Source organism: Methanosarcina sp. WH1 (genome assembly GCF_000970005.1).
Taxonomy (GTDB): domain Archaea; phylum Halobacteriota; class Methanosarcinia; order Methanosarcinales; family Methanosarcinaceae; genus Methanosarcina.
Genome location: NZ_CP009504.1, coordinates 1,979,005 through 1,998,674, shown reverse-complemented (window position 1 = coordinate 1,998,674; position 19,670 = coordinate 1,979,005). Strand labels below are relative to the sequence as shown.

Annotated in this window: 14 protein-coding genes and 1 pseudogene; 12 read left to right on the top strand and 3 right to left on the bottom strand. The window is 45.7% G+C overall.

Going from position 1 to position 19,670, the window contains the following annotated elements; all coding sequences use genetic code 11:
• Window positions 1-120 precede the first annotated feature (120 nt).
• Together MSWH1_RS08730 and MSWH1_RS08725 are read left to right on the top strand one after the other, a co-directional pair.
• Window positions 121-2,430 (top strand): nitrogenase component 1, encoded by a 2,310-nt coding sequence (locus MSWH1_RS08730; RefSeq protein WP_048127801.1) that lies wholly within the window; start codon window positions 121-123, stop codon window positions 2,428-2,430.
• On the top strand, window positions 2,427-3,722 hold the full coding sequence (locus MSWH1_RS08725) for a nitrogenase component 1 (protein ID WP_048127799.1): 1,296 nt from the start codon (window positions 2,427-2,429) through the stop codon (window positions 3,720-3,722). Before MSWH1_RS08730 ends, MSWH1_RS08725 begins: the two co-directional genes overlap by 4 nt.
• Window positions 3,723-3,767: 45 nt before the next feature.
• Here MSWH1_RS08725 and MSWH1_RS08720 read toward each other — a convergent pair whose 3' ends face one another.
• A complete protein-coding gene (locus MSWH1_RS08720) occupies window positions 3,768-4,592 on the bottom strand; it encodes a winged helix-turn-helix domain-containing protein (RefSeq protein WP_048127797.1) in 825 nt (274 codons plus the stop codon).
• A gap of 227 nt (window positions 4,593-4,819) precedes the next feature.
• Entirely contained in the window at window positions 4,820-5,695 is an 876-nt protein-coding gene (locus tag MSWH1_RS08715) for a PAS domain-containing protein (RefSeq protein ID WP_048127795.1), read from the bottom strand.
• Between the two features lie 211 nt (window positions 5,696-5,906).
• Here MSWH1_RS08715 and MSWH1_RS08710 point away from each other — a divergent pair, with 211 nt between their 5' ends.
• The 5 genes and pseudogenes from MSWH1_RS08710 to MSWH1_RS08685 all read left to right on the top strand — a co-directional run bounded on the left by MSWH1_RS08710 (window position 5,907) and on the right by MSWH1_RS08685 (window position 13,514).
• Window positions 5,907-6,266 carry a DUF2769 domain-containing protein gene (locus MSWH1_RS08710; RefSeq protein ID WP_082088083.1) on the top strand — a complete coding sequence of 120 codons (360 nt, stop codon included), beginning with the start codon at window positions 5,907-5,909 and terminating at the stop codon, window positions 6,264-6,266.
• 342 nt (window positions 6,267-6,608) lie between these two features.
• On the top strand, window positions 6,609-7,253 hold the full coding sequence (mtbC, locus tag MSWH1_RS08705) for a dimethylamine corrinoid protein MtbC (protein WP_048127793.1): 645 nt from the start codon (window positions 6,609-6,611) through the stop codon (window positions 7,251-7,253).
• Window positions 7,254-7,394: 141 nt separating this feature from the next.
• Window positions 7,395-8,798, top strand: a pseudogene (gene mtbB, locus MSWH1_RS08700) ([dimethylamine--corrinoid protein] Co-methyltransferase).
• Window positions 8,799-9,077: 279 nt separating this feature from the next.
• Entirely contained in the window at window positions 9,078-10,523 is a 1,446-nt protein-coding gene (locus tag MSWH1_RS08690; RefSeq protein WP_048127786.1) for an APC family permease, read from the top strand.
• 420 nt (window positions 10,524-10,943) lie between these two features.
• Window positions 10,944-13,514 carry a histidine kinase dimerization/phosphoacceptor domain -containing protein gene (locus tag MSWH1_RS08685; RefSeq protein ID WP_048127783.1) on the top strand — a complete coding sequence of 857 codons (2,571 nt, stop codon included), beginning with the start codon at window positions 10,944-10,946 and terminating at the stop codon, window positions 13,512-13,514.
• Between the two features lie 161 nt (window positions 13,515-13,675).
• Here the strand turns inward: MSWH1_RS08685 and MSWH1_RS19035 are convergent, their stop codons facing one another.
• Window positions 13,676-13,825, bottom strand: coding sequence for a hypothetical protein (locus MSWH1_RS19035; protein WP_156148115.1), 150 nt, complete (start codon window positions 13,823-13,825; stop codon window positions 13,676-13,678).
• Window positions 13,826-14,338: 513 nt separating this feature from the next.
• Here MSWH1_RS19035 and MSWH1_RS08680 point away from each other — a divergent pair.
• The 5 genes from MSWH1_RS08680 to MSWH1_RS08665 all read left to right on the top strand — a co-directional run bounded on the left by MSWH1_RS08680 (window position 14,339) and on the right by MSWH1_RS08665 (window position 19,661).
• Window positions 14,339-15,124, top strand: coding sequence for a winged helix-turn-helix domain-containing protein (locus MSWH1_RS08680; protein WP_048127781.1), 786 nt, complete (start codon window positions 14,339-14,341; stop codon window positions 15,122-15,124).
• A gap of 84 nt (window positions 15,125-15,208) precedes the next feature.
• On the top strand, window positions 15,209-17,827 hold the full coding sequence (locus tag MSWH1_RS08675) for a histidine kinase dimerization/phosphoacceptor domain -containing protein (protein WP_048127779.1): 2,619 nt from the start codon (window positions 15,209-15,211) through the stop codon (window positions 17,825-17,827).
• 3 nt (window positions 17,828-17,830) lie between these two features.
• Entirely contained in the window at window positions 17,831-18,247 is a 417-nt protein-coding gene (locus MSWH1_RS08670) for a response regulator (RefSeq protein ID WP_048127777.1), read from the top strand.
• A 706-nt stretch (window positions 18,248-18,953) separates the two neighbouring features.
• Entirely contained in the window at window positions 18,954-19,097 is a 144-nt protein-coding gene (locus tag MSWH1_RS19030; protein WP_156148114.1) for a hypothetical protein, read from the top strand.
• An 18-nt stretch (window positions 19,098-19,115) separates the two neighbouring features.
• Entirely contained in the window at window positions 19,116-19,661 is a 546-nt protein-coding gene (locus MSWH1_RS08665) for a response regulator (RefSeq protein ID WP_048127775.1), read from the top strand.
• The last annotated feature ends 9 nt before the right edge of the window (window positions 19,662-19,670 follow it).

Below are 19,670 nucleotides of genomic sequence, written 5' to 3'. Positions count from 1 at the left end.
TAATTTTTTATGCCTTAGTCTTAATAATGCGGGTATGCCCATCCAAACAGAAAAAACAATTAATTCTCTTTTCCCGGGGTTTTGCCCTTTTAAGTCCGGGAGGGCACAGAGGGAAAAACCGTGATCCAGATTGCCCTCTATGGGAAGGGGGGCATAGGCAAGTCCACGGTTGCTGCAAACCTCTCGGCTGCCCTTGCCGGTTTGAAAAAGCGAGTACTGCAAGTCGGCTGCGACCCAAAACACGATTCCACCCGGCTGCTCCTCGGAGGGGCTGGTATCCCCACCGTGCTGGACTATATGCTCAAAACTCCCCTGGAAGCGCAGCAGCTCGAAGCCCTGGTTTTTGAAGGCTATGGAGGTACTGCCTGTGTGGAAGCCGGGGGGCCGAAACCTGGGGTTGGCTGTGCAGGCCGTGGGATTCTGAGTAGTTTTGAGGTCTTAAAACGCCTGGGGCTCAGGAATTCTTCCTTTGACGTTGTTCTCTATGACGTGCTCGGGGACGTTGTCTGTGGCGGGTTTGCAGTTCCCCTCAGGAAAGAATATGCAGATGCGGTTTTTCTGGTGACTTCCGGAGAATACATGGCCCTATACGCAGCCAACAATATCCTCAGGGGAATCCGGAATTTCGAGGACGCAGTCCCCAGGGTTGCAGGCATTATCTTCAACGGACGGGGGCTTTTTGCCGAAGAAGAAAGGGTCTTTGCCTTTGCCCGGGCGGTAGGGCTGCCTGTACTGATTTCTCTTCCCAGGGACGAAGTCTTTTTCCAGGCTGAAAAAGCCGGAAAAACCTTGGCTGAAGCTTTCCCTTTCTCTGCCCCTGCAGGTATTTTCAGGGAGCTGGCAGGGTATGTGGAAACCCTGGAAAAGGACCGAAGCCTGCTCCATCCCGCCAACCCCCTTGGTGACCTTGAGCTTGAAACCCTGGTGCTGGGAAAGCGGAAACTGCCCAACAGAAAGCCATTTGTCCCAGGATCTGCACCCGGAAAAAAACCCGGTGTAGAACCTGGTTCCCCCAACCGGGAAAAAGGGTCTTCCTCAGAAATCTGCAAGGCGATTCCCGAAGGGCAGTCTGTAGAAATCTCCGCAGGAGTTCCCGACACAAAGTCCGCAGGAACTCCCACAGAAGCATCCGCACCACCCCCATCGGCACCTCCCACCAGGCTGCCTCTTTACGGCTGTGCCTTTTCAGGGGCTACGACTGCGACTTTTCAGGTTAACGATGCCGCCACGGTCCTGCACGGGCCGAGGAGCTGCACCCATATCACAGCCGATGCTCTTTCTTGCTCTTTTTTAAGGGGAGGTGGAATAAATGCTCCTACACGTGAGGAAAAGCAGATCCCGTGCCTCCTGTCGACCGATATGGAGGAAGAGGACGTCATCTTCGGAGGGCTCGAAAAACTTGAGAGGAAAATCGAAGAAGCCCTTTCAGCCGGCTGGCAAACGGTCTTTGTGGTGAACACCTGCCCCGGAGGGATCATAGGAGACGACATAAGAGAGGCAGCTTCAAGAACCGAAGTCCGTTTTCCGGGAGCAAGGGTCATCCCTGTCCCTGTGGAAGGGGTCCTTACCGGGGACTTTTCTGCCGGGCTACTTGAGGGCTACAAACGGGTTGCCGATCTGATTGACCCTTCCGGCAGGCCCGAAAAAGGACTTGTTAATGTGATTGGAGAAAGGAGCTTTTCTTTGCGGGGGGAGGAAGACTTCCGTACGGTCGAGAAGCTGTTAGGGAAGCTGGGGTACGGGGTCAACTGCAGGTTTTTAAAAGGGACAGATACCTTTTCCCTTCGCTCTTTTAAAAAAGCGGAAATCAACCTGCTTGCCTGCAACGACCCCGAGACCCGGGCCCTGCAGACATACCTTTCCGAGCGTTTCGGGCTTGAGTTTTTTGAGCTTCCTTTTCCTGTGGGTTTCCGGAAAAGTTCCATCTGGATAAAAACCCTGGCAGCACGCCTGCTTCCCGGAAAGGACCTCTCATTCCTGCTGCAGGAACAGGAAGAGGCGTACAAAGCAGGGATCGGGAAATATGCCCCGCATCTCTCGGGAAAGCGCGTGCTCCTGGTGAGCTACACCAAGGATATCAGCTGGATCCTGGACACGATCCGGGACCTGGGAATGGAAATCCTCAAGGTCGGGATTCCTGTCTCGTTTTTCGGGAGGGAAAGTCCGGGCCTCTTGTCCCATGAAGGTTTCCAGGTGGAGAGAAACTATACTGATGAAAGGAGGGCGAGGGATGTTAGGGATCTTAGGCCGGACCTGGTTCTTTCGAGTTATGTCCCTTCGGTCCCTGAAGAAGGAGTGCACTATGATACTATCCCTTTCTCCCCGCAGGTGGGGTTTCTGAGCGGGCTTGAACTTGCAAAACGCTGGAGTACACTTCTGCGGTTGCCGGTTATGGAAGGGTGGAAGTACGATGGAGGTGATGAAAGTTGATTTTTTCCCCGGACGCTTTTACGGGTTCTATCCTGGCGGTAGAAGGAATCAGGGACGCGGCTGTGATCCTGAATGGGCCTACAGGATGCAAGTCGTACCATAGTTTTCTCTCGGACAGACAGTTTCCAAGGGAAAGTTCCCATGACCCCCTTTCGTTCCAGGACGAGTTCTATTTCGGACAGCCAAGGGTTCCCTGCACCTGCCTGGACGGGGAAGACTACATACGGGGTTCTCTTGAAAAGTTTGAAAGTGCCCTTGCAGCAATAGCAGCAAAAGAAAAAGGCTTGCTTGTGGTGATTAATTCCCCGGGAGCAAGCCTTGTGGGAGACGACCTGGAGAGTGTAATTAAAAAAGCAGGGATTCAGAACCGCTGTTTTGTGGTGGAAAATACGGGTTTTTCCCTTCCCGCAGCCCGGGGTTTTGAAAATACCGCTCTTGCTTTGCTTGAGCACCTGAAACCCCGGCCTCTCTCCCGGTCCCTCCCCCACCCCGTTTCCCTGAAAAAAGTGAACCTGATAGGGCTTTCCCTGCTCCATAAACACTGGGAAGGCTCGGTTGCAGAAATGAAGCGGCTCCTGGCTTTTCTGGGCCTGGAAGTAGGGACCGTTTTCCTTGCTGGAACTTCACTCGACGAAATTAGGGAATCGAGAGATGCAGCCTGCAATATCGTCCTTTTCCCCGAATACGGCAGAAGGGTCGCGGAGTGGTACAGGGAACGCTTCGGAACACCTGCCGTGTTTTCTCCTCTTGGGGCTCCCATTGGGTTTGATGCCAATGAAAGCCTGCTTAAGGAAGTTGCGGCTGTCCTGGATATCGACCCTGCCCGTGCCCTTGTGGAAATCCGGAAAGCCAGGCAGACCAGTTATAAACAGATTTCACGTTTCCATTCTTTCTCAGGGCTACCCAAAGGAGCCAGTTTTTCAATCAGGGCAGAAAGCTCCCTTGCCTTCCCCCTTACTCACTGGCTTTACTCCTATCTGGGGATGGCTCCCCTTGCAATAAAACTTCTTCCCGGAAGCGACCCTGAAGCAGCAGCATCTCTTAAGGCGTTTCTGGAAGAAAAGGGTTTTTGCGAAGCCTGGGACAGGGACCCTGCCCTGGAATCGGCTGATATTGCCTTTGCTGACGCCCATACCCTGCAGCTTTTAAAATCAAAGGGGTGCTGCAAAGCCGTTATCGAAATCATCCTTCCGGACGGAGGGTACATCCACTTTATCCCGAAAACGTATCTGGGAGTTTCGGGGACCCTCCTCCTTCTGGAAGAAATCATAAATGGGCTGCGTTCCACATGAATAGCTGTCTGGAATCCGGATTTTTCACAGGATTATTTGGGAATTTCACATATGCCTGTTTCCTGCAGCATTATTGAGGTCATTAATTTCAGTGGTCTGTTCGGAAAGGTTTTTGTAATACTCAAAGAGTTCTTTGCCCCAGGACAGAGCTCCTGGCTCAAAGTTTATCAGGTATTTTCGATCAAAGACTGCATCTTTAGGAAAAAGTGCTATTCCCATGAAATTGTCTGCCGCTATAATAGTAGGAGTCTTTTCACAGTCTTTGCAGGCTAGGAGTTTAGTATTCTCCATTTTCAGAAACTGCCTGGTTTGTTCCCTGTAATCATCTTCAATCCACCTTTTAAGTATTGATTCGGGAAGAATCAGTGACACTGCTGTACCTTTTTTTGCAAGCCCTAGATAAAAGGAAGGAAAAAGAGGGTGAAAATAAGAAACGAGCGCTTCTAACGTTTTTGCCTCTTCAGCATTTTTTGCATACTCGGGAATCATTTCGAACAGATGTTCGAGCTGAGGTTCAATTGTAATGCAATGCCCGAGTTCTCCTATACGGTTCAGAAGAAAAGACGGAATTTTACTCATATCCCTGTCAGCCCAGTAATCTATATTTTCTTCCAGCACAGAAAGGGTATCCAGCAGGGGTTTCATTTTTTCGGTTATGATTTTTCCTATCTCGCTAAGCCTGTAGAACTCTTTATCCTGGACTACAAGGTGTTTTTCCCTGAGCATTTTTACCTGGGGCTGAACTGAAGTTGCACTTGCTTTAAGGGTTTTTTTTATTGTATTGATGTCCTTTGGCCCTTCAAACAGCAGGAGAAGCACTTTTTTTCTTTTTTCTGACAAAAAAATAAGGTCAATTAAAGAGTTTTCCATATTATGCACCTTGATCTGATCACCTGTAGTTTCTGGACTGTAATGTATATTTATTGAAATAAATGTTATATTGAAGAATCCTCTGTAATAATAAAATATATTCAGAGGTTTATAAAATATTAATGACTTATTATTAACATATTTTTTACCCCTTAAAAGAGGGAGGGGTGTTAGGTATATGATGCCCTTTTTCCCGGGAAAAAATAAGTTATTGATTCCTTTTTCTCTCAGGATTTTTTAATCTTTTCGGTTATGTCTTCGATAATACCCTGGAAATTGGTCACCTGCCCTTCCTGATTGCGCTGGATAAAGGTTTTTTCTTCTACCAAGCGTACCTCTCCGGTTTTTGTCAGGATGCGGTACTGCCGGTAAAACTCTTTTCCACCTTCTTCACAGTTTTCATCAAGTTCAAGTTCCACAAGGAGCAGGTCTTCAGGATGGATGATCTTTCCGTAGAGGATTCTTCCTGAAATGAAATCTTCAGGAGCGTACCCGAACTGCCGGACATTTTCTGATACGTAGAGAGTGGGCCAGTACTTTTCTGCCTTCCAGAGAAAAACCACCACAGAGCTGTTGTTGATCACTGTTTCCAGTGCTTTCTGCCGCTCAAGCAGGGCTTTTTGTTTTTCCATAAGGGCTTTCTGGCTCTCAAGGGCATCACTCAATGCTTTTTCGTTTTTTATCTCAGAGGTAACATCCCTGACTATTCCCTGGAAATTGACAACATTTCCTTTTTTATCGCGCTGGATAAAGGTCTTTTCTTCTACCCATCGGATTTCTCCCCTGCCTGTAAGGACCCTGTATCTATTGACAAAATCATTTTTTCCGATTTCACAGCATCTGATGAGTTCTTTTCTTATCCGGTCTATATCCTCGGAATGAACTATATTTGCATACATTATCCTTCCCGTAAGGAAGTCTTCTGCACTATACCCCAGCTGGGTCACGTTTTTCGAGACATACCTGGCAGGCCAGTCCTCTTCCGGGGTCCAGAAAAAAGCCATTATAGGGCTGTTATTGATCACGGTTTCCAGAATTCGCTGCCTTTCGAGTGCTTTATCAAGAATCAGTTCGTCACTTTCAGCTACCTGATTGAATCCCATATTATCCCTTTTCCTCCAAAGCCTTTTTAAATCCAGAGCCCTAACGGCCACAGGTAAAAATGTATTTATAAAACCCTCAATTAATAATACAATATATTTTGACATCTTATAAATTAATGTCCTTTTTTACACAGGGGGAAATGTTCTGGACTCTGAGGTCTCAACAGAAGGCAGAGAAAATGCCGAAGAAGCAGAAGAGTTCTCACGGGAGATGCCCGATATCACCTTGAAATCCAGGGAAATATACGGAAAGTATTTCGGGATCTGCAGTTCATACCACCACCTGAAAGCCTGTGTCTGCAAAAACTGTCTTTCTTATTCAGGGGGCACAGGGATGTTCTGTGCCAGAGGCAAAAGCGAGGTAGAGGGAAATAAAGAGGGATGTCTCTGTGAAACATGTGAGCTTTTTAAGAAATTCCGGCTTGAGGGTGATTATTTCTGCCAGCCGAAAGAAAAAATGGAAGTTTTTGAAAGAACCCACCCCCCTCTGAATATCTGTACGAACTTCCAGACGAGTGCCGGAACAATAAAGGTCTGCGTGCTGGATGGTCGGAATATGCATTCAAAGTAACGAAAGAACAATGCGGAGATTCTTTAGGAATCGATTCCTGAGAACTCGGATTCACTTCCTAATTTTTGAATTCAATTTTGTTTTTCATCCCTGTTTTTATTTATGTTGAAAATTTCAATGCCATCAAAAAATCTTATTGATTGAGCCTCAACCGAAGAGCCTGTCCTTTTCCTTCGGTCCTTCACAATGCTTCCGGAAGGTTCCAATTCCATACCATTAAGAAAAAACACCATCGTCTGGGCTATATATTTTTACACATATAATTTCTATACTCAGGAATCAAACTTTAGTAGCGATACTTAGGATGCTAAAGCGGGTTTCTGACTTAATGGAGGTTTAAAAATGGCAACTAAAGAAGAACTTATTCAGGAGCTTTCGGATACGGTAATCTCCTGTAAAAAGGATGCAGTACTGGCTGCTGTTGAAAAAGCAAAGCAGGTCATGGAACCCGCAGAAATCATTGATAAAGGACTTTCAGCAGGCATGAACCAGGTAGGAATTCTTTTTGAGAGAGGGAAACTTTTTCTGCCCCATGTAATGATGGCTGCTGATGCGATGACAGCAGGAGTCAAATTACTTGAAGCTGATCTCCCTACCGGGAGCGAGAGCAAAAAGCTCGGTGTAATTGTAAACGGGACGGTTGAAGGCGATGTGCACGACATCGGCAAGTCGATCGTGTCCACAATGCTGCAATCCGCTGGTTTTGAAGTTCATGATATCGGCAGGGATGTTCCTATAAAGAACTTTGTTGAGAAAGCAAAAGAAGTCAATGCAAATATGATAGGGCTTTCTGCCCTGATGACCACCACACTTCCCGGACAGAGGGAAGTAATCGAACTCCTGAAAGAGGAAGGGCTGCGCAGCCGCGTCAAGGTAATGGTAGGAGGAGCACCTGCAACCCAGGCCTGGGCAGAAAAGATCGGGGCAGACTGCTACGCCGAAAACGCAAGCGAAGCTGTTGCAAAGGCAAAGGAACTGCTGCTCTGATTCCGGTTCTGATTCCGGTTCTGATTCCGGTTCTGATTCCGGTTCTGATTCCGGTTCTAATTCCGGTTCTGATTCCGGTTCTCATTCTGAGTCTAGTCATCTAAGTTCAATCAATATCATTTATCAATGGAGGATATAAAAATGGCAACTGAATATGCTTTGAGGATGGGAGACGGGAAACGTGTCTTCCTTACCAAAGAAAAGATTGTTGAGGAGATTGAGGCAGGCACGGCTAACGCCGCTGACCTCGGTGAGATTCCTGTTCTCAGTGCTGATGAACTTGAAAAGCTTGCAGAAATCCTGATGATGCCCGGAAAGGCAGTCAGTGTCGAGCAGGGCATGGAAGTTCCTGTGACCCACGATATCGGTACTCTCAGGCTTGACGGGGACCAGGGCAACAGTGGTGTTGGTATTCCTTCCAGCCGGCTTGTCGGCTGCATGATGCATGAGAGAGCCTTTGGTGCAGACACCATGGAACTCGGGCACATCGATTACAGCTACAAACCTGTAAAACCTGTAATCTCAAACGAGTGTCAGACCATGGAAACCTGCCAGCAGAACATGATCGTGCCGCTCTTTTACGGGGCAATGCCGAACATGGGCCTGTATTATACTCCCGATGGTCCCTTCGAAAACCCGGGAGACCTGATGAAGGCTTTCAAGATTCAGGAAGCCTGGGACTCCATGGAACACGCCGCAGAACACCTCACAAGGGACACCGTGTGGGTTATGCAGAAACTCTTTGCCTCCGGGGCAGACGGGATCAACTTTGACACAACCGGTGCAGCCGGGGACGCAGACATGTACGGGACCCTCCACGCTATCGAAGCTCTCAGGAAAGAATTCCCAAACATGTACATCGAAGCCGGGATGGCAGGAGAAATGGTGCTCGGGATGCACGGCAACCTGCAGTATGACGGCGTAACCCTTGCAGGGCTCTGGCCACACCAGCAGGCTCCTCTTATTGAAAAAGCAGGTGCAAACGTTTTTGGTCCGGTGTGCAACACCAACACCAGCATGACCTCTGCCTGGAACCTGGCACGGGCAGTCACATTTATAAAGGCTGCAGTAGGTGCAACCTCAATTCCATGTCACGTGAACATGGGTATGGGTGTCGGCGGAATCCCTATGCTTGAGACTCCTCCAATCGATGCCGTTACAAGGGCAAGCAAGGCAATGGTCGAAATTGCCGGCGTTGACGGCATATAGATCGGGGTCGGCGACCCTCTGGGTATGCCGATTTCCCACATAATGGCTTCCGGTATGACAGGCATGAGAGCAGCCGGTGACCTCGTTGCAAGGATGCAGTTCTCAAAGAACATGCGCATAGGAGAGGCAAAAGAGTATGTGGCAAAGAAGCTGAATGTCGACACAATGGACCTCTCAGATGAATATGTCATGAGAGAACTCCGTGAAGAACTCGATATTGGCGTCATTACCTCAGTCCCAGGTGCTGCAAAGGGAATTGCTGCAAAAATGAATATCGAGAAGTTGCTCGATGTTAAGATCAACTCCTGTGATCTCTTCAGGAAACAGATCAGATAAACATATCGAATAGAACCGAATTTGCACAAAAGATTGCAATAAACACGAATAGCGGGGGTTTCAGGAACCATATTCCTCTGGAATAATTCAGGAAACGTGGCGAAACTTTTTACGGGTTGCTGCTACAGGCGGAAAAACGCAGGTGCACCCTCCCGGCCTGGTTTCTGAATATCTTTCCACTTTTTCTGCTTGCAGGTTCTGCAGGCTTATTTATGCTGCAAGAGCTGTGCGAATCTTCAGGTTATGTCAATAAACAATTAAACGGAGTGTGTGTTGAAAATGAGTGACGAAAAAAGTGAATCAGGAGGGCTTCAGCGGACAATTGACTGGAAACAAGGGCTTGCAATCGCCCTTGGTGTTCCTGTGCTGATCCTTCCATCTATCGGTTACTTTGCAAGCTATGTCTGGGCTTTTGCAATCGTCATCTGGATTTTTTCCGTTTTCCAGGGCTTTATGCAGAACTTTGCCTATGGAGAACTTGCAACAATGTTCCCTAAAGCCTCAGGGCTTCCGGGATACGCCCAGAGTGTGTTCGGTACGAATAAGGGAAACAAGAAATACGACCAGGGTAAACTGCTCGGAGGGTTCAGTGCCTGGAGCTACTGGTTTGCCTGGAACCCCGTGCTTGCTATCTTTGCAATTCTTATCGGAAGCTACCTTAAAGGCCTGATTCCTGCCTTTGCTGGTGTTCCTGACCTTGCTCTCTATCTTGCTTCCGGAGCAGTTGTTTACATATTCCTTATGATAGTCAATTATCGCGGGCTTGCCGGCGGAGCGACCCTTGGGTACATCCTTGCCGTGCTTTCTCTTGCCCCGCTTATCATCATTGCCCTTGCACCTTTCATAACCGGGCAGTTTGAAATGAGCAATATCACAGGAGCCTGGCTGCCCACAGACTGGAGCTGGGATATACCGCATATCCTTATCCTGTTCGGGATTTTTGCAATGGCTCAGTGGAGTGCCTGTGCCTGGGAAACCGCAGCTATCTACGGGCCCGAGTATAAGGAACCAAAATCCGATGTTCCCAAAGCCCTCTTCATCTGCGGTACTATCTGCCTGGTGACTTTCATCCTTGTCCAGGCAGCCTGTACCGGAACCCTGGGAATAGCAGGAATTCTGGCAGAACCTTTCTCACCAATGCTCCCGATGGCTCAGATGACTCTTGGGCCCGTAGGTGGGGCTCTAACCATCCTCATGCTGATTGCGGCAATGGTAATGATCATCCAGACTGCTTTCCTTGGTGCTTCAAGGGCAATGTATTCTATGGCTACTGAAGGAAATCTTCCAAAGTTCTTCAGAAAGATGAATACTCACGGAACCCCCGTTAATGCGATGATCGTCATCGCTCTCTTTAACATGGGTTTCATTTGCCTTGGAACTCCTGCAGCCATTCTGGCGGCATCTGCAATCGGATACGTCTGTGCCAACGGAATCAGTCTCTTTGCTTACGTGAAGGCAAAACTCGATCCCCGATTCTCAAAGCTTGAGAGACCTTTCAAAGCTCCAGGGGGCTGGAAATACGTTGCTCTGATTTTCGGGCTCTTTAACCTGCCTCTTTGTTTGATAGGGGTTATTTACCTCAATAGCCTTGAAGTGGGCTGGACTTCCACTATAGTTGGTTTCGTGGTGCTTGCCCTATACGTCCCGCTCTGGTTCTATTCCCAGAACGAGAACCCGGCGAGGGTGGAAAAAGAAACCCATGTATTGGGTGAAACCACGACATAAATTTTAAATAGGAATGCAGAAACATATCCTGCATTCCTTCTTTTTCCCGTATTCCATTATTTTTATTGAATATTTTTATCGGATAATTACTTCAAACAGGCAATATCTCAAAACATGTAACATTGTAAAATATATAATAAAATTCTCTGCCTGAATCTAGAAATTGCCGTCCTGAAGTTTTATAGAAGTATTTAAATATTTTAAGTGCTCATAAAATTGAATTATTAAATACTCGATTGTACCTGATTTGTCTTCGGGTCCATAAATTCGTCTGAAGTATGTAAGTGAAAGTTGCTTTCTTTTCACCCTTTAGGCAGCTCAAAACGAGAGGAACCACGAGAGGACCGATAGTGAGAGGCCAATAGTGAGGAACCAATAGTGAGAGGCCAATAGTGAGAGGCCAATAGTGAGGGTTAAATAATGTTCAGTGATACCCCGTTGAAAACAAAGATGATCCTCTATACCGTTCTCGGGGTTTTTCTAATCCTTACGGCTTCCACAGCTGTGATTATTTCCACGGTTACAACGCAGGAAGAAAAGCTGGCCTACCAGCAGTCAGTTGAAATGGCTTCCAATTATGCAAACCAGTTTGATACGGACATGAAAGCCAACCTTGCCATTGCAAGAACGATTTCCACTACCATGGCAAGCTATGAAACTGCAGACCGGAACGAAGCTCTTCTTATTCTGGAAAACCTGCTCCTTGACAATCCTCATCTCCTCGGGACCTATGTGGCTTTTGAGCCCGATGCCTTTGACGGGAAAGACGCTGAATATGTAAATGCTCCTGCCCACGATGGAACTGGCAGGTTTGTCCCTTACTGGAATAAAATGAACGGGACTATTGCAGTTGCACCTCTCCTTCATTATGACGATTCTGATTATTACCAGCTTCCAAAAGATACGAAAAAAGATCTGCTTACTGAACCCTATTTTTATGAAGGAGTCTTCATGGTGAGTTACGTTTCTCCTATCATTAAGGGTGGAGAATTTGCAGGGATTGGGGGAGTGGACGTTTCCCTTGAATATGTGGATGAAGTGGTAAGTGAGGTCCGGACTTTTGATACGGGATACGCTTTTATGGTCAGCAATGAGGGAATTCTTATGTCCCATCCGACCCATAAGGACTGGATCGGAAAAAAGAACCTGTATGATTTTGGAGGAGAAGAACTCAAAAAAGCCTCCATTGATATTGAAAAAGGTGTTGGTGGACACCTTGAAACAACGGACCCGACAACCGGAAAAACCGTTATTATGTTTTACGAACCTGTTAAGACCGGAGACTTCGCTTTTGTACTGGTAGTCCCCAAAGAAGAAATGCTTGCCGGAGTTACCGATCTGAGAGACAAGCTTCTTATTATTTCTGCAATCTCAATCCTGTTTATGGCGGCTCTGGCTTATATGATTGCAAGATCCGTAACAAAGCCGATTAACAGAATTGTTGATAATTTTAAGAGCATTGCTGAAGATGCAGTTAAAGGAGAACTCGGAGTAAGGGCTGACACGAATGTGGGAATCGATTTCAGGGAAATTCCCAGAGGTTTGAATGAAATCCTCAATGCTGTGGTTGTCCCTATCCGGGAAACCATGAGGGTGACCAATGCCCTTGCACAGGGAGAGTTGAAGGAAAGGGTCAATGTGGACGTTCAGGGAGAGTTCAGGAAACTTGAGGACACGCTGGATAAGTTTTCCGAGACCCTTAATATGATTATTGACGACTCGAACGCCGTACTTACAGCTTTTCAGCACAATAATTTCAAGCTCCCTATCCGGATACAGGGGCAGGGAGACTTCAAACTCCTGACTGATGGGATTGAAGAGACCCGCCTGGTCCTTGACAGGATTACAACCCAGCGCAGGGAGGCAGAAAAAGCCTTAATTGAGTATGCGAGAAAACTTGAGCACTCAAACAGGTTAAAAGAAGAAATGGAACGGATAATTAACAACAGCCCTGTGATCGTCATTTTGTGGAAGTATGAGGAAGGCTGGCCAATAGAATTTGTCTCGGAAAACGTTACCCTACTTGGATATGAAGTAGAGGATTTAATCTCAAACAGAATTCTCTATGCAGACATTGTCTATCCGGATGACTTGGAAAAAGTAGATAATGAACTTGCCAGAAACGTGGATGTGGGCTGTGATGCCTACAACTCGGAATACCGGATCTTTACAAAATCCGGGGAAGTCCGCTGGGTGGATGAGAGAACTTTTATCCAGAGAGATGGAAAAGGAGAAATCCGCCTGCAGGGGATTATCCTGGACATCACCGAGCACAAAAAAGCCGAAGAAGCCCTGTTGCAGATGGAAGAGATCCGCAAAAAAGAAATTCACCACAGGATTAAAAACAACCTGCAGGTAATCTCAACCCTGCTCTACCTTGAGTCCGGAAATTTCTCCGATGAAAAGGTAATAGAAGCTTTCAAAGATAGCCAGCACAGAGTAAAGTCCATGGCACTGGTCCACGAAAAACTCTACCAGTCCGAAGATATGATAAGTGTGGACTTTGCAGACTACATCCAGAACCTTGCAAATTACCTTTTTGGGGCATATTCGGTGGGGAGCAGAGACATCAAGTTAAAGCTTGACGTTGACAACGTTTTCCTTGGTATGGATACGGCTGTCCCTCTCGGTATCATTATCAATGAACTAATCTCAAACTCCCTTAAGCATGCCTTCTCAGAAGGAGAAAGCGGCGAGATTTGCGTCGGTCTCAAAAAAGAAGAAAACGGAAAGGATGGCAAAGAGACCGGACGGCTTGGCACCGGTAAAGGAAGCAAGGCAGGAATCCCAGGAAATTGTTTTTCACTTATTGTCAGGGATAACGGCAAAGGTTTTCCGGAAGATATTGATTTCAAAGAGACCGATTCCCTGGGCCTGCAACTTGTTGTTTCCCTTGTGGACCAGGTTGAGGGCAGCATTGAACTTGACACGAGCAGGGGAACCGAATTCAGGATCATGTTCCGGGAATTAAAGTACAAGCAAAAATTATGAATGCTGCTATAAAAGAATAGGACTTACGTACTTGAAATGAAAAATAATGCACATGCGGACTCGTCAACACTATTTAAGTTTATACAGTTAAGTATTTCTCGCTCGTGGTCTTAAATTCAATACCGTTAAAAGTTTCAATCACTTGAAATAAGGCAGGCCAATCACTTGAAAAGAGCAGGTATTATTTGGAGGTACCTGAGGAATATGGCCTTAAATCCCACGGCTACAGCCCTCAGGTAAATGTTGTAATGCATTTGCTGGAGTTCAGAAGCAGTTAAGAAAACTGCCTGGACATCTCTGATGGCAATCAACTGTTCTTTTTCTCATTATTCTCAGTTTGTCCCGTAAGTGTCGGATTGCATTCCCACATGCAGCCCGGAAAGCTTTCGTTCTTCCCTGAGATTCATTTCACTTTTTTTCGATGATGCAACAATTTTTCTGCACTGTGTTTTATCCTTTTTTGTGTCTTATTTAAATCTGTTTTCAAACCTTCTCTTTTATTGTACCGGGGATTTACTCAAGACAATTTGCCTATCCCAGAAGGTTTGATCACTTTCCCAGTGTGTAATTTATTCTATAACTCCGATAATATATAGCCCAACCTATGGGGTTTTTTCATAACTTTCGGGTTAAGGAGTGAGTAATGGGGAAATGCCATAGAGAGGAGATTTTTTGATGCCGTTAAAATTTTTGAGAGCTTTAAAAGGCCCCTTTTCGGAAAAAAGGTACATTTTTCAGGCTTTTTAAATTTATTTCTTGATAATTATTCATCTCCTCATAACATAACATATTAATAAAAGGTTTTCAATATTATAAAAGTAGCAATGAGCTCATCTTTATGTGATACTATCTGGCTTTCTGAAAAAAGGAAAAACCTTCTCCTCCTGTTGATGGAAGGGCCCCGGAACATCGAGCAGATCAAGACCTCTCTTAATGTGACTGCTAAAGCGATGATGCCTCAGATCAAGATCCTGAAAAAACAGGAGTTGATCCTCCAGAAAGAGGACACTTATGAACTTTCGGAGATTGGAAAATTGGTGGTAGGGAACATGCTGCCCCTGCTCAACACATTTGAGGTCATCGAAGAAAACAAGGAATACTGGGCAAGCCGGGATACGAGCATGATACCGATGGACATGTTCATGCGCCTTGGTGAACTCGGGGAATGCATGGTGATCGAACCTGACCTGAACCACCTTTTTGACCTCCCCAGGGAATTTACTGAAAATCTTGCAAAATCCAGGTGCATCCTGAGCTCCCTTTCTTATTATCATCCTCTGTATCCTTCTTTATATTCAAAGCTTGCAAAGAGTGAGGTTGAAGTGGAACTCGTGCTAACGGAATCCGTATTTGAGAGGCTTAAACATGACTCCCCCGGCGACCTTCAGTCCCTTTTTGACTCAGAAAATACAATTGTAGCGGTCTGTGAAGAAAGCCTTGGAATTCCCACCATTGCTGTCACTGACCGTTTTATGTACCTCTGCCTTTTCGACAGGCAGGGAAGATATGACCACAGAAAGGTGATGAGCTTCGATGAAAGTGCACTTCGCTGGGGCAGGGAACTTTTCATGCATTACAGGAAATCCGCCCGGGAAGTAACAGACGTTTAATGCCCATGGTTTTTAAAACACTAAACAATAACCGTTCCATCCGGAGTCCTTTCTCAAAAACATCAATTGCGGGAGTTTAGTACGATGAGGTTCAAAGAGGTCCCCTTAAAATCAAAACTGGTTATCTTTATTGTTGTGGGGATTTTTCTGGTTCTGGCTGTATCCACGGCAATTATTATAAACACGGTTACGGCTCAGGAAGAAATGTTGGCCTACCAGAAATCCGTTGAAATGGCTTCCAATTATGCAAACCAGTTTGATGCGGACATGAAAGCAAACCGAGCCGTTGCAAGAACCCTTGCGCTTACGATGGCCAAGTACAAAGCTTCCGACCGGGAAGAGGCAATGGATATCCTGAAAAATATCCTCAAAGAAAATCCAAATCTTATAGGGGTCTATGCAGGATATGAGCCGGATGCTTTTGATGGCAGGGATTCCGAATATGTGAATGCGCCTGGACATGATGCTACAGGTAGGTTCGTTCCTTACTGCAATATGATTAATGGTCAGATAACTATCGATCCTCTTGTCAATTATGATTCCTCGGACTACTACCAGCTACCGAAAACTACAGGCAAAGATGTCCTGACAGAGCCCTACTTTTATGAGGGAGTATTTATGGTAAGCTACGACTCTCCAATTTTTAAAGACGGAGAGTTCACAGGGATAGCTGGTGTGGACGTCCCCCTTGAATATGTGGATGAGATTGCAAGCAAGATCAACACGTTTGATACCGGGTATGCTTTCATGGTAAGCAATTCCGGGATCTTTCTCTCACATCCCACGCAGAAGGACTGGATCGGAAAGAAAAGCCTTTCCGATTTTGACGTGGAAGAAATTAGAAGGGCAGCCGATGATATCCAAAAGGGAATCGGAGGAAACATTGAGATCAATGACCCAATCACCGGCAAGACCGTTATTATGTTTTACGAACCCGTTGAGACCGGAGACTTTGCCTTCGTCCTGGTTGTCCCAAAAGAGGAAATGCTTGCCGGAGTCACTGCCCTGCGGAACAGGCTGCTGATCATCTCTGCAATCTCGATCCTGTTCATGGCTGCCCTGGCTTATATGATTGCCCGCTCCATCACAAGACCTATCGATGAAATTGTTGAGGACTTCAAGAGCATTGCCCAGGATGCGGTTAAAGGAAAGCTTGATGTAAGGGCAAACACCGATGTGGAAATCGATTTCCGGGAAATTCCAACCGGCCTGAATGAGATCCTCAAAGCCGTAATCATCCCTATCCGAGAAGCCATGAGGGTAACCAATGCCCTTGCACAGGGAGAGTTGAAGGAAAGGGTCAATGTAGATGTTCAGGGGGAGTTCAGAGATCTTGGGGACACCCTTGATAAATTTTCCGAAACCCTCAACAGGATCATTGATGATTCAAATGCTGTTCTGATGGCTTTCCAGAATAATGATTTCAAGCGAGAGATCCTTGTGCACGGGCATGGGGACTTTAAGCTCCTTACGGACGGGATCGAAGAAACCCGCAGGGCTCTTGATCTTGTTACCGCGCAGCGCAGGGAAGCAGAAAAAGCCCTGCTGGACTACTCTCTGGAGCTGGAACGTTCCAACAAGCTTAAAGAAGAAATGGAACGAGTTATCAACAATAGTCCGGTAATTGTCTTTTTATGGAAATTTGAAGAAGGGTGGCCTGCGGAATTCGTTTCGGAAAACATTACACGGCTTGGCTATGATGCAGAGGATTTTGCCTCAAAGGAAATTCTTTACGGAGATATCGTCCATCCCGAGGACCTGGTAAAGATGCAAAAAGAACTTGCCAGAAATGTGGAAGCGGGCTGTGACGTCTATACCTCGGAATACCGAATCTTTACCAAATCCGGGGAAGTCCGCTGGGTGGATGAAAGAACGTTTATCCAGAGAGATGGTAAAGGAGGAATCCACCTACAGGGCATTATCCTCGATATCACCGATCACAAAAAAGCCGAAGAAGCCCTGCTGCAGATCGAAGAAATCCACAAAAAAGAAATTCATCACAGGATCAAAAACAACCTGCAGGTAATCTCAACCCTGCTTTACCTGGAGTCCGGTAATTTCTCAGACAGAAAGGTAATAGAAGCTTTCAAAGATAGCCAGCACAGGGTTAAGTCAATGGCTCTTGTCCATGAAAAACTCTACCAGTCTGAAGACATGGTAAACGTGGACTTTGCGGACTACATTAAAAACCTCGCTGATTACCTCTCCCAGGCCTACTCTACAGGCAGCGGAGAAGTCAGCCTGAAGCTTGATGTTGAAAACGTTTTCCTGGGCATGGATACGGCAGTCCCCCTGGGTATCATTATCAATGAACTTGTCTCAAACGCCCTTAAACATGCTTTTTCCAAAGGAGAAGACGGGGAAATCCGAATCCAGCTGCACAGGGATGGAGGAAACCTACCCGGGAACAGAGATAATTATAAAAATGCAGAAGATCAAGTGGCTAAGAGCGAAAAAGTTGATAGTACCGGCTTTAGCAGCATACAGGGGAATAAAAAAGTAGAGGACAGGCTGACCATGATTGTAAGGGATAACGGCAGAGGATTCCCCAAAGACCTTGATTTCAGAAACACGGATTCTCTCGGGCTCCAGCTGGTGACTGCGCTTGTAGATCAGATTAACGGGAGCATAGAACTTGATACCAGCAGGGGAACCGGGTTTATAATTGTCTTTCAGGAGCTGAAGTACAAACCAAGGGTGTAAAGAATGGCAAAAGGAAGAATTCTGATAGTCGAAGATGAACATATCGTTGCGATAGGAATAAAGCGCATGTTGAAAGGTCTGGGATATACGGTTACAGGTGTCGCTTCATCCGGAGAGGATGCCATAAGCAAAGCCGAAAGCACCTTTCCTGACCTCGTGCTGATGGACATAATGCTAAAAGGAGAACTTGATGGCGTGGAAGCTGCAAAGGAGATCAAAGAACGCTTTGATGTGCCTGTGGTTTACCTGACTGCTTATTCTGATAGCAATATTGTCGAACGGGTTAAAAAGACCGGACCCTTTGGCTACATCGTAAAACCCTTTGACGAAAAAGACCTGCACAGCAATATCGAAATAGCCCTGCACAGGTACAGGAAAGAAAAAGAAAATCTCGAGGAAACGATTGAAGAGGAAAAATAACCGGTGAAGGGAAAGATAAGTCAGTAAGAAAAATAGGTCAGAAAGAGAGATAAGTCAGTAAGAAAAATAGGTCAGAAAGAGAGATAAGTCAGTAAGAAAAATAGGTCAGAAAGAGAGATAAGTCAGTAAGAAAAATATGTTAGTAAAAGAGATAAGTCAGTAAGAAAAATAGGTCAGTAAGAGAGATAAACCATTCTTGATTTCAGCTCTCCATCAATCTTGATTTCAGCTCTCCATCAGTCTTGATTTCAGCTCTCCATCAGTCTTTATTTCAGCTCTCCATCAGTCTTGATTTCAGCCCTCAACCCTGATTCAATTTCTCATACATATCAGCTTTATTCACATGTTCTTCGTGGGATTTGTTCTTTTGGAATTTTTTCCTTATAAGTTTCTTCTAAATTTGAATATCCTGAAGAAAATGAATATCATGGAAGAGGACAAATTTTTAAGGTTAAAATTTTGAATGGTGTCAAAATATCGCATAGCCTTTGCCATAACCTTTCCGTTCTGAATAGGATAAGGTCTTGAAATTATCTCTTCTCTTATGCCAGTACCGTATGGAGGAGGCTATATAGTTTTATTTATATATAAACTATCAGAAAAACTCTCGGGTTGAGTCTTTGTTTGACCACATTGTTTCTCCGGTTATAAAATCCGCTGGATGGATGAAATGATGGTAGTCTGAGGGGTTGCCAGGGGGATTAATATGGAATTTGCAAATTATTCAAGAACATTAGTGATTGCCTTTTATCTTTGCGGTGATAGAAAGATTGATAATGATGTTGGTAGTGAAATCAACAGCTTCAACAGGGTAAATAGAAGAATAAAAACTATTCAGGAGCTGAAGTAAAAAACGAAGGTGTAATTAATGGCAGAAGGAAGAATTCTGATTGTCGAAGATGAACATATTGTCGCAATGGGAATAAAACGGATGTTAAAGAATTTGGGATATACACTGGCAGGCGTTGCTTCATCCGGAGAGGACGCTATAAGCAAAACCGAAAGCACTTTTCCTGACCTTGTGCTGATGGACATAATGCTGAAAGGAGATATGAACGGGATAGAAGCTGCAAAAGAGATCAAAGCACGCTTTGATGTGCCTGTGGTTTACCTGACCGCCTGCTCCGAAAGCAAAATAGTGGAACGTGCCTGGAAGACAGGGCCTCTTGGGTATATTGTGAAACCGTTTGACGAAAAGGACCTGCAAAAGAGTATTGATGTAGCTCTGTGCAGGCACAGGATGGAAAAAAATGAGCTTGAAAAGGGCTCTGATAAAGCTGAGAAAGTTTCTGAAAAGCCAGAAAAGCCAGAAAAACCAGAAAAACCAGAAAAAGATTTAGAAAAGTGTGGAAAAAACTCAAGAAAAAGTCTTGAGTCGGTTGAATGCACTGAAAGATTTCAGAATTTAAAATAATTCCCTGGA

Excerpts from the sequence above, each read along its gene's own strand:
- MSWH1_RS08720 (WP_048127797.1), bottom strand. The coding sequence starts at position 4,592 with ATGGAAAACTCTTTAATTGACCTTATTTTTTTGTCAGAAAAAAGAAAA.
- MSWH1_RS08715 (WP_048127795.1), bottom strand. The coding sequence starts at position 5,695 with ATGGGATTCAATCAGGTAGCTGAAAGTGACGAACTGATTCTTGATAAA.
- MSWH1_RS08710 (WP_082088083.1), top strand. The coding sequence starts at position 5,907 with ATGCCCGATATCACCTTGAAATCCAGGGAAATATACGGAAAGTATTTC.
- mtbC (WP_048127793.1), top strand. The coding sequence starts at position 6,609 with ATGGCAACTAAAGAAGAACTTATTCAGGAGCTTTCGGATACGGTAATC.
- MSWH1_RS08690 (WP_048127786.1), top strand. The coding sequence starts at position 9,078 with ATGAGTGACGAAAAAAGTGAATCAGGAGGGCTTCAGCGGACAATTGAC.
- MSWH1_RS08685 (WP_048127783.1), top strand. The coding sequence starts at position 10,944 with ATGTTCAGTGATACCCCGTTGAAAACAAAGATGATCCTCTATACCGTT.
- MSWH1_RS08680 (WP_048127781.1), top strand. The coding sequence starts at position 14,339 with ATGAGCTCATCTTTATGTGATACTATCTGGCTTTCTGAAAAAAGGAAA.
- MSWH1_RS08675 (WP_048127779.1), top strand. The coding sequence starts at position 15,209 with ATGAGGTTCAAAGAGGTCCCCTTAAAATCAAAACTGGTTATCTTTATT.
- MSWH1_RS08670 (WP_048127777.1), top strand. The coding sequence starts at position 17,831 with ATGGCAAAAGGAAGAATTCTGATAGTCGAAGATGAACATATCGTTGCG.
- MSWH1_RS19030 (WP_156148114.1), top strand. The coding sequence starts at position 18,954 with ATGGAATTTGCAAATTATTCAAGAACATTAGTGATTGCCTTTTATCTT.
- MSWH1_RS08665 (WP_048127775.1), top strand. The coding sequence starts at position 19,116 with ATGGCAGAAGGAAGAATTCTGATTGTCGAAGATGAACATATTGTCGCA.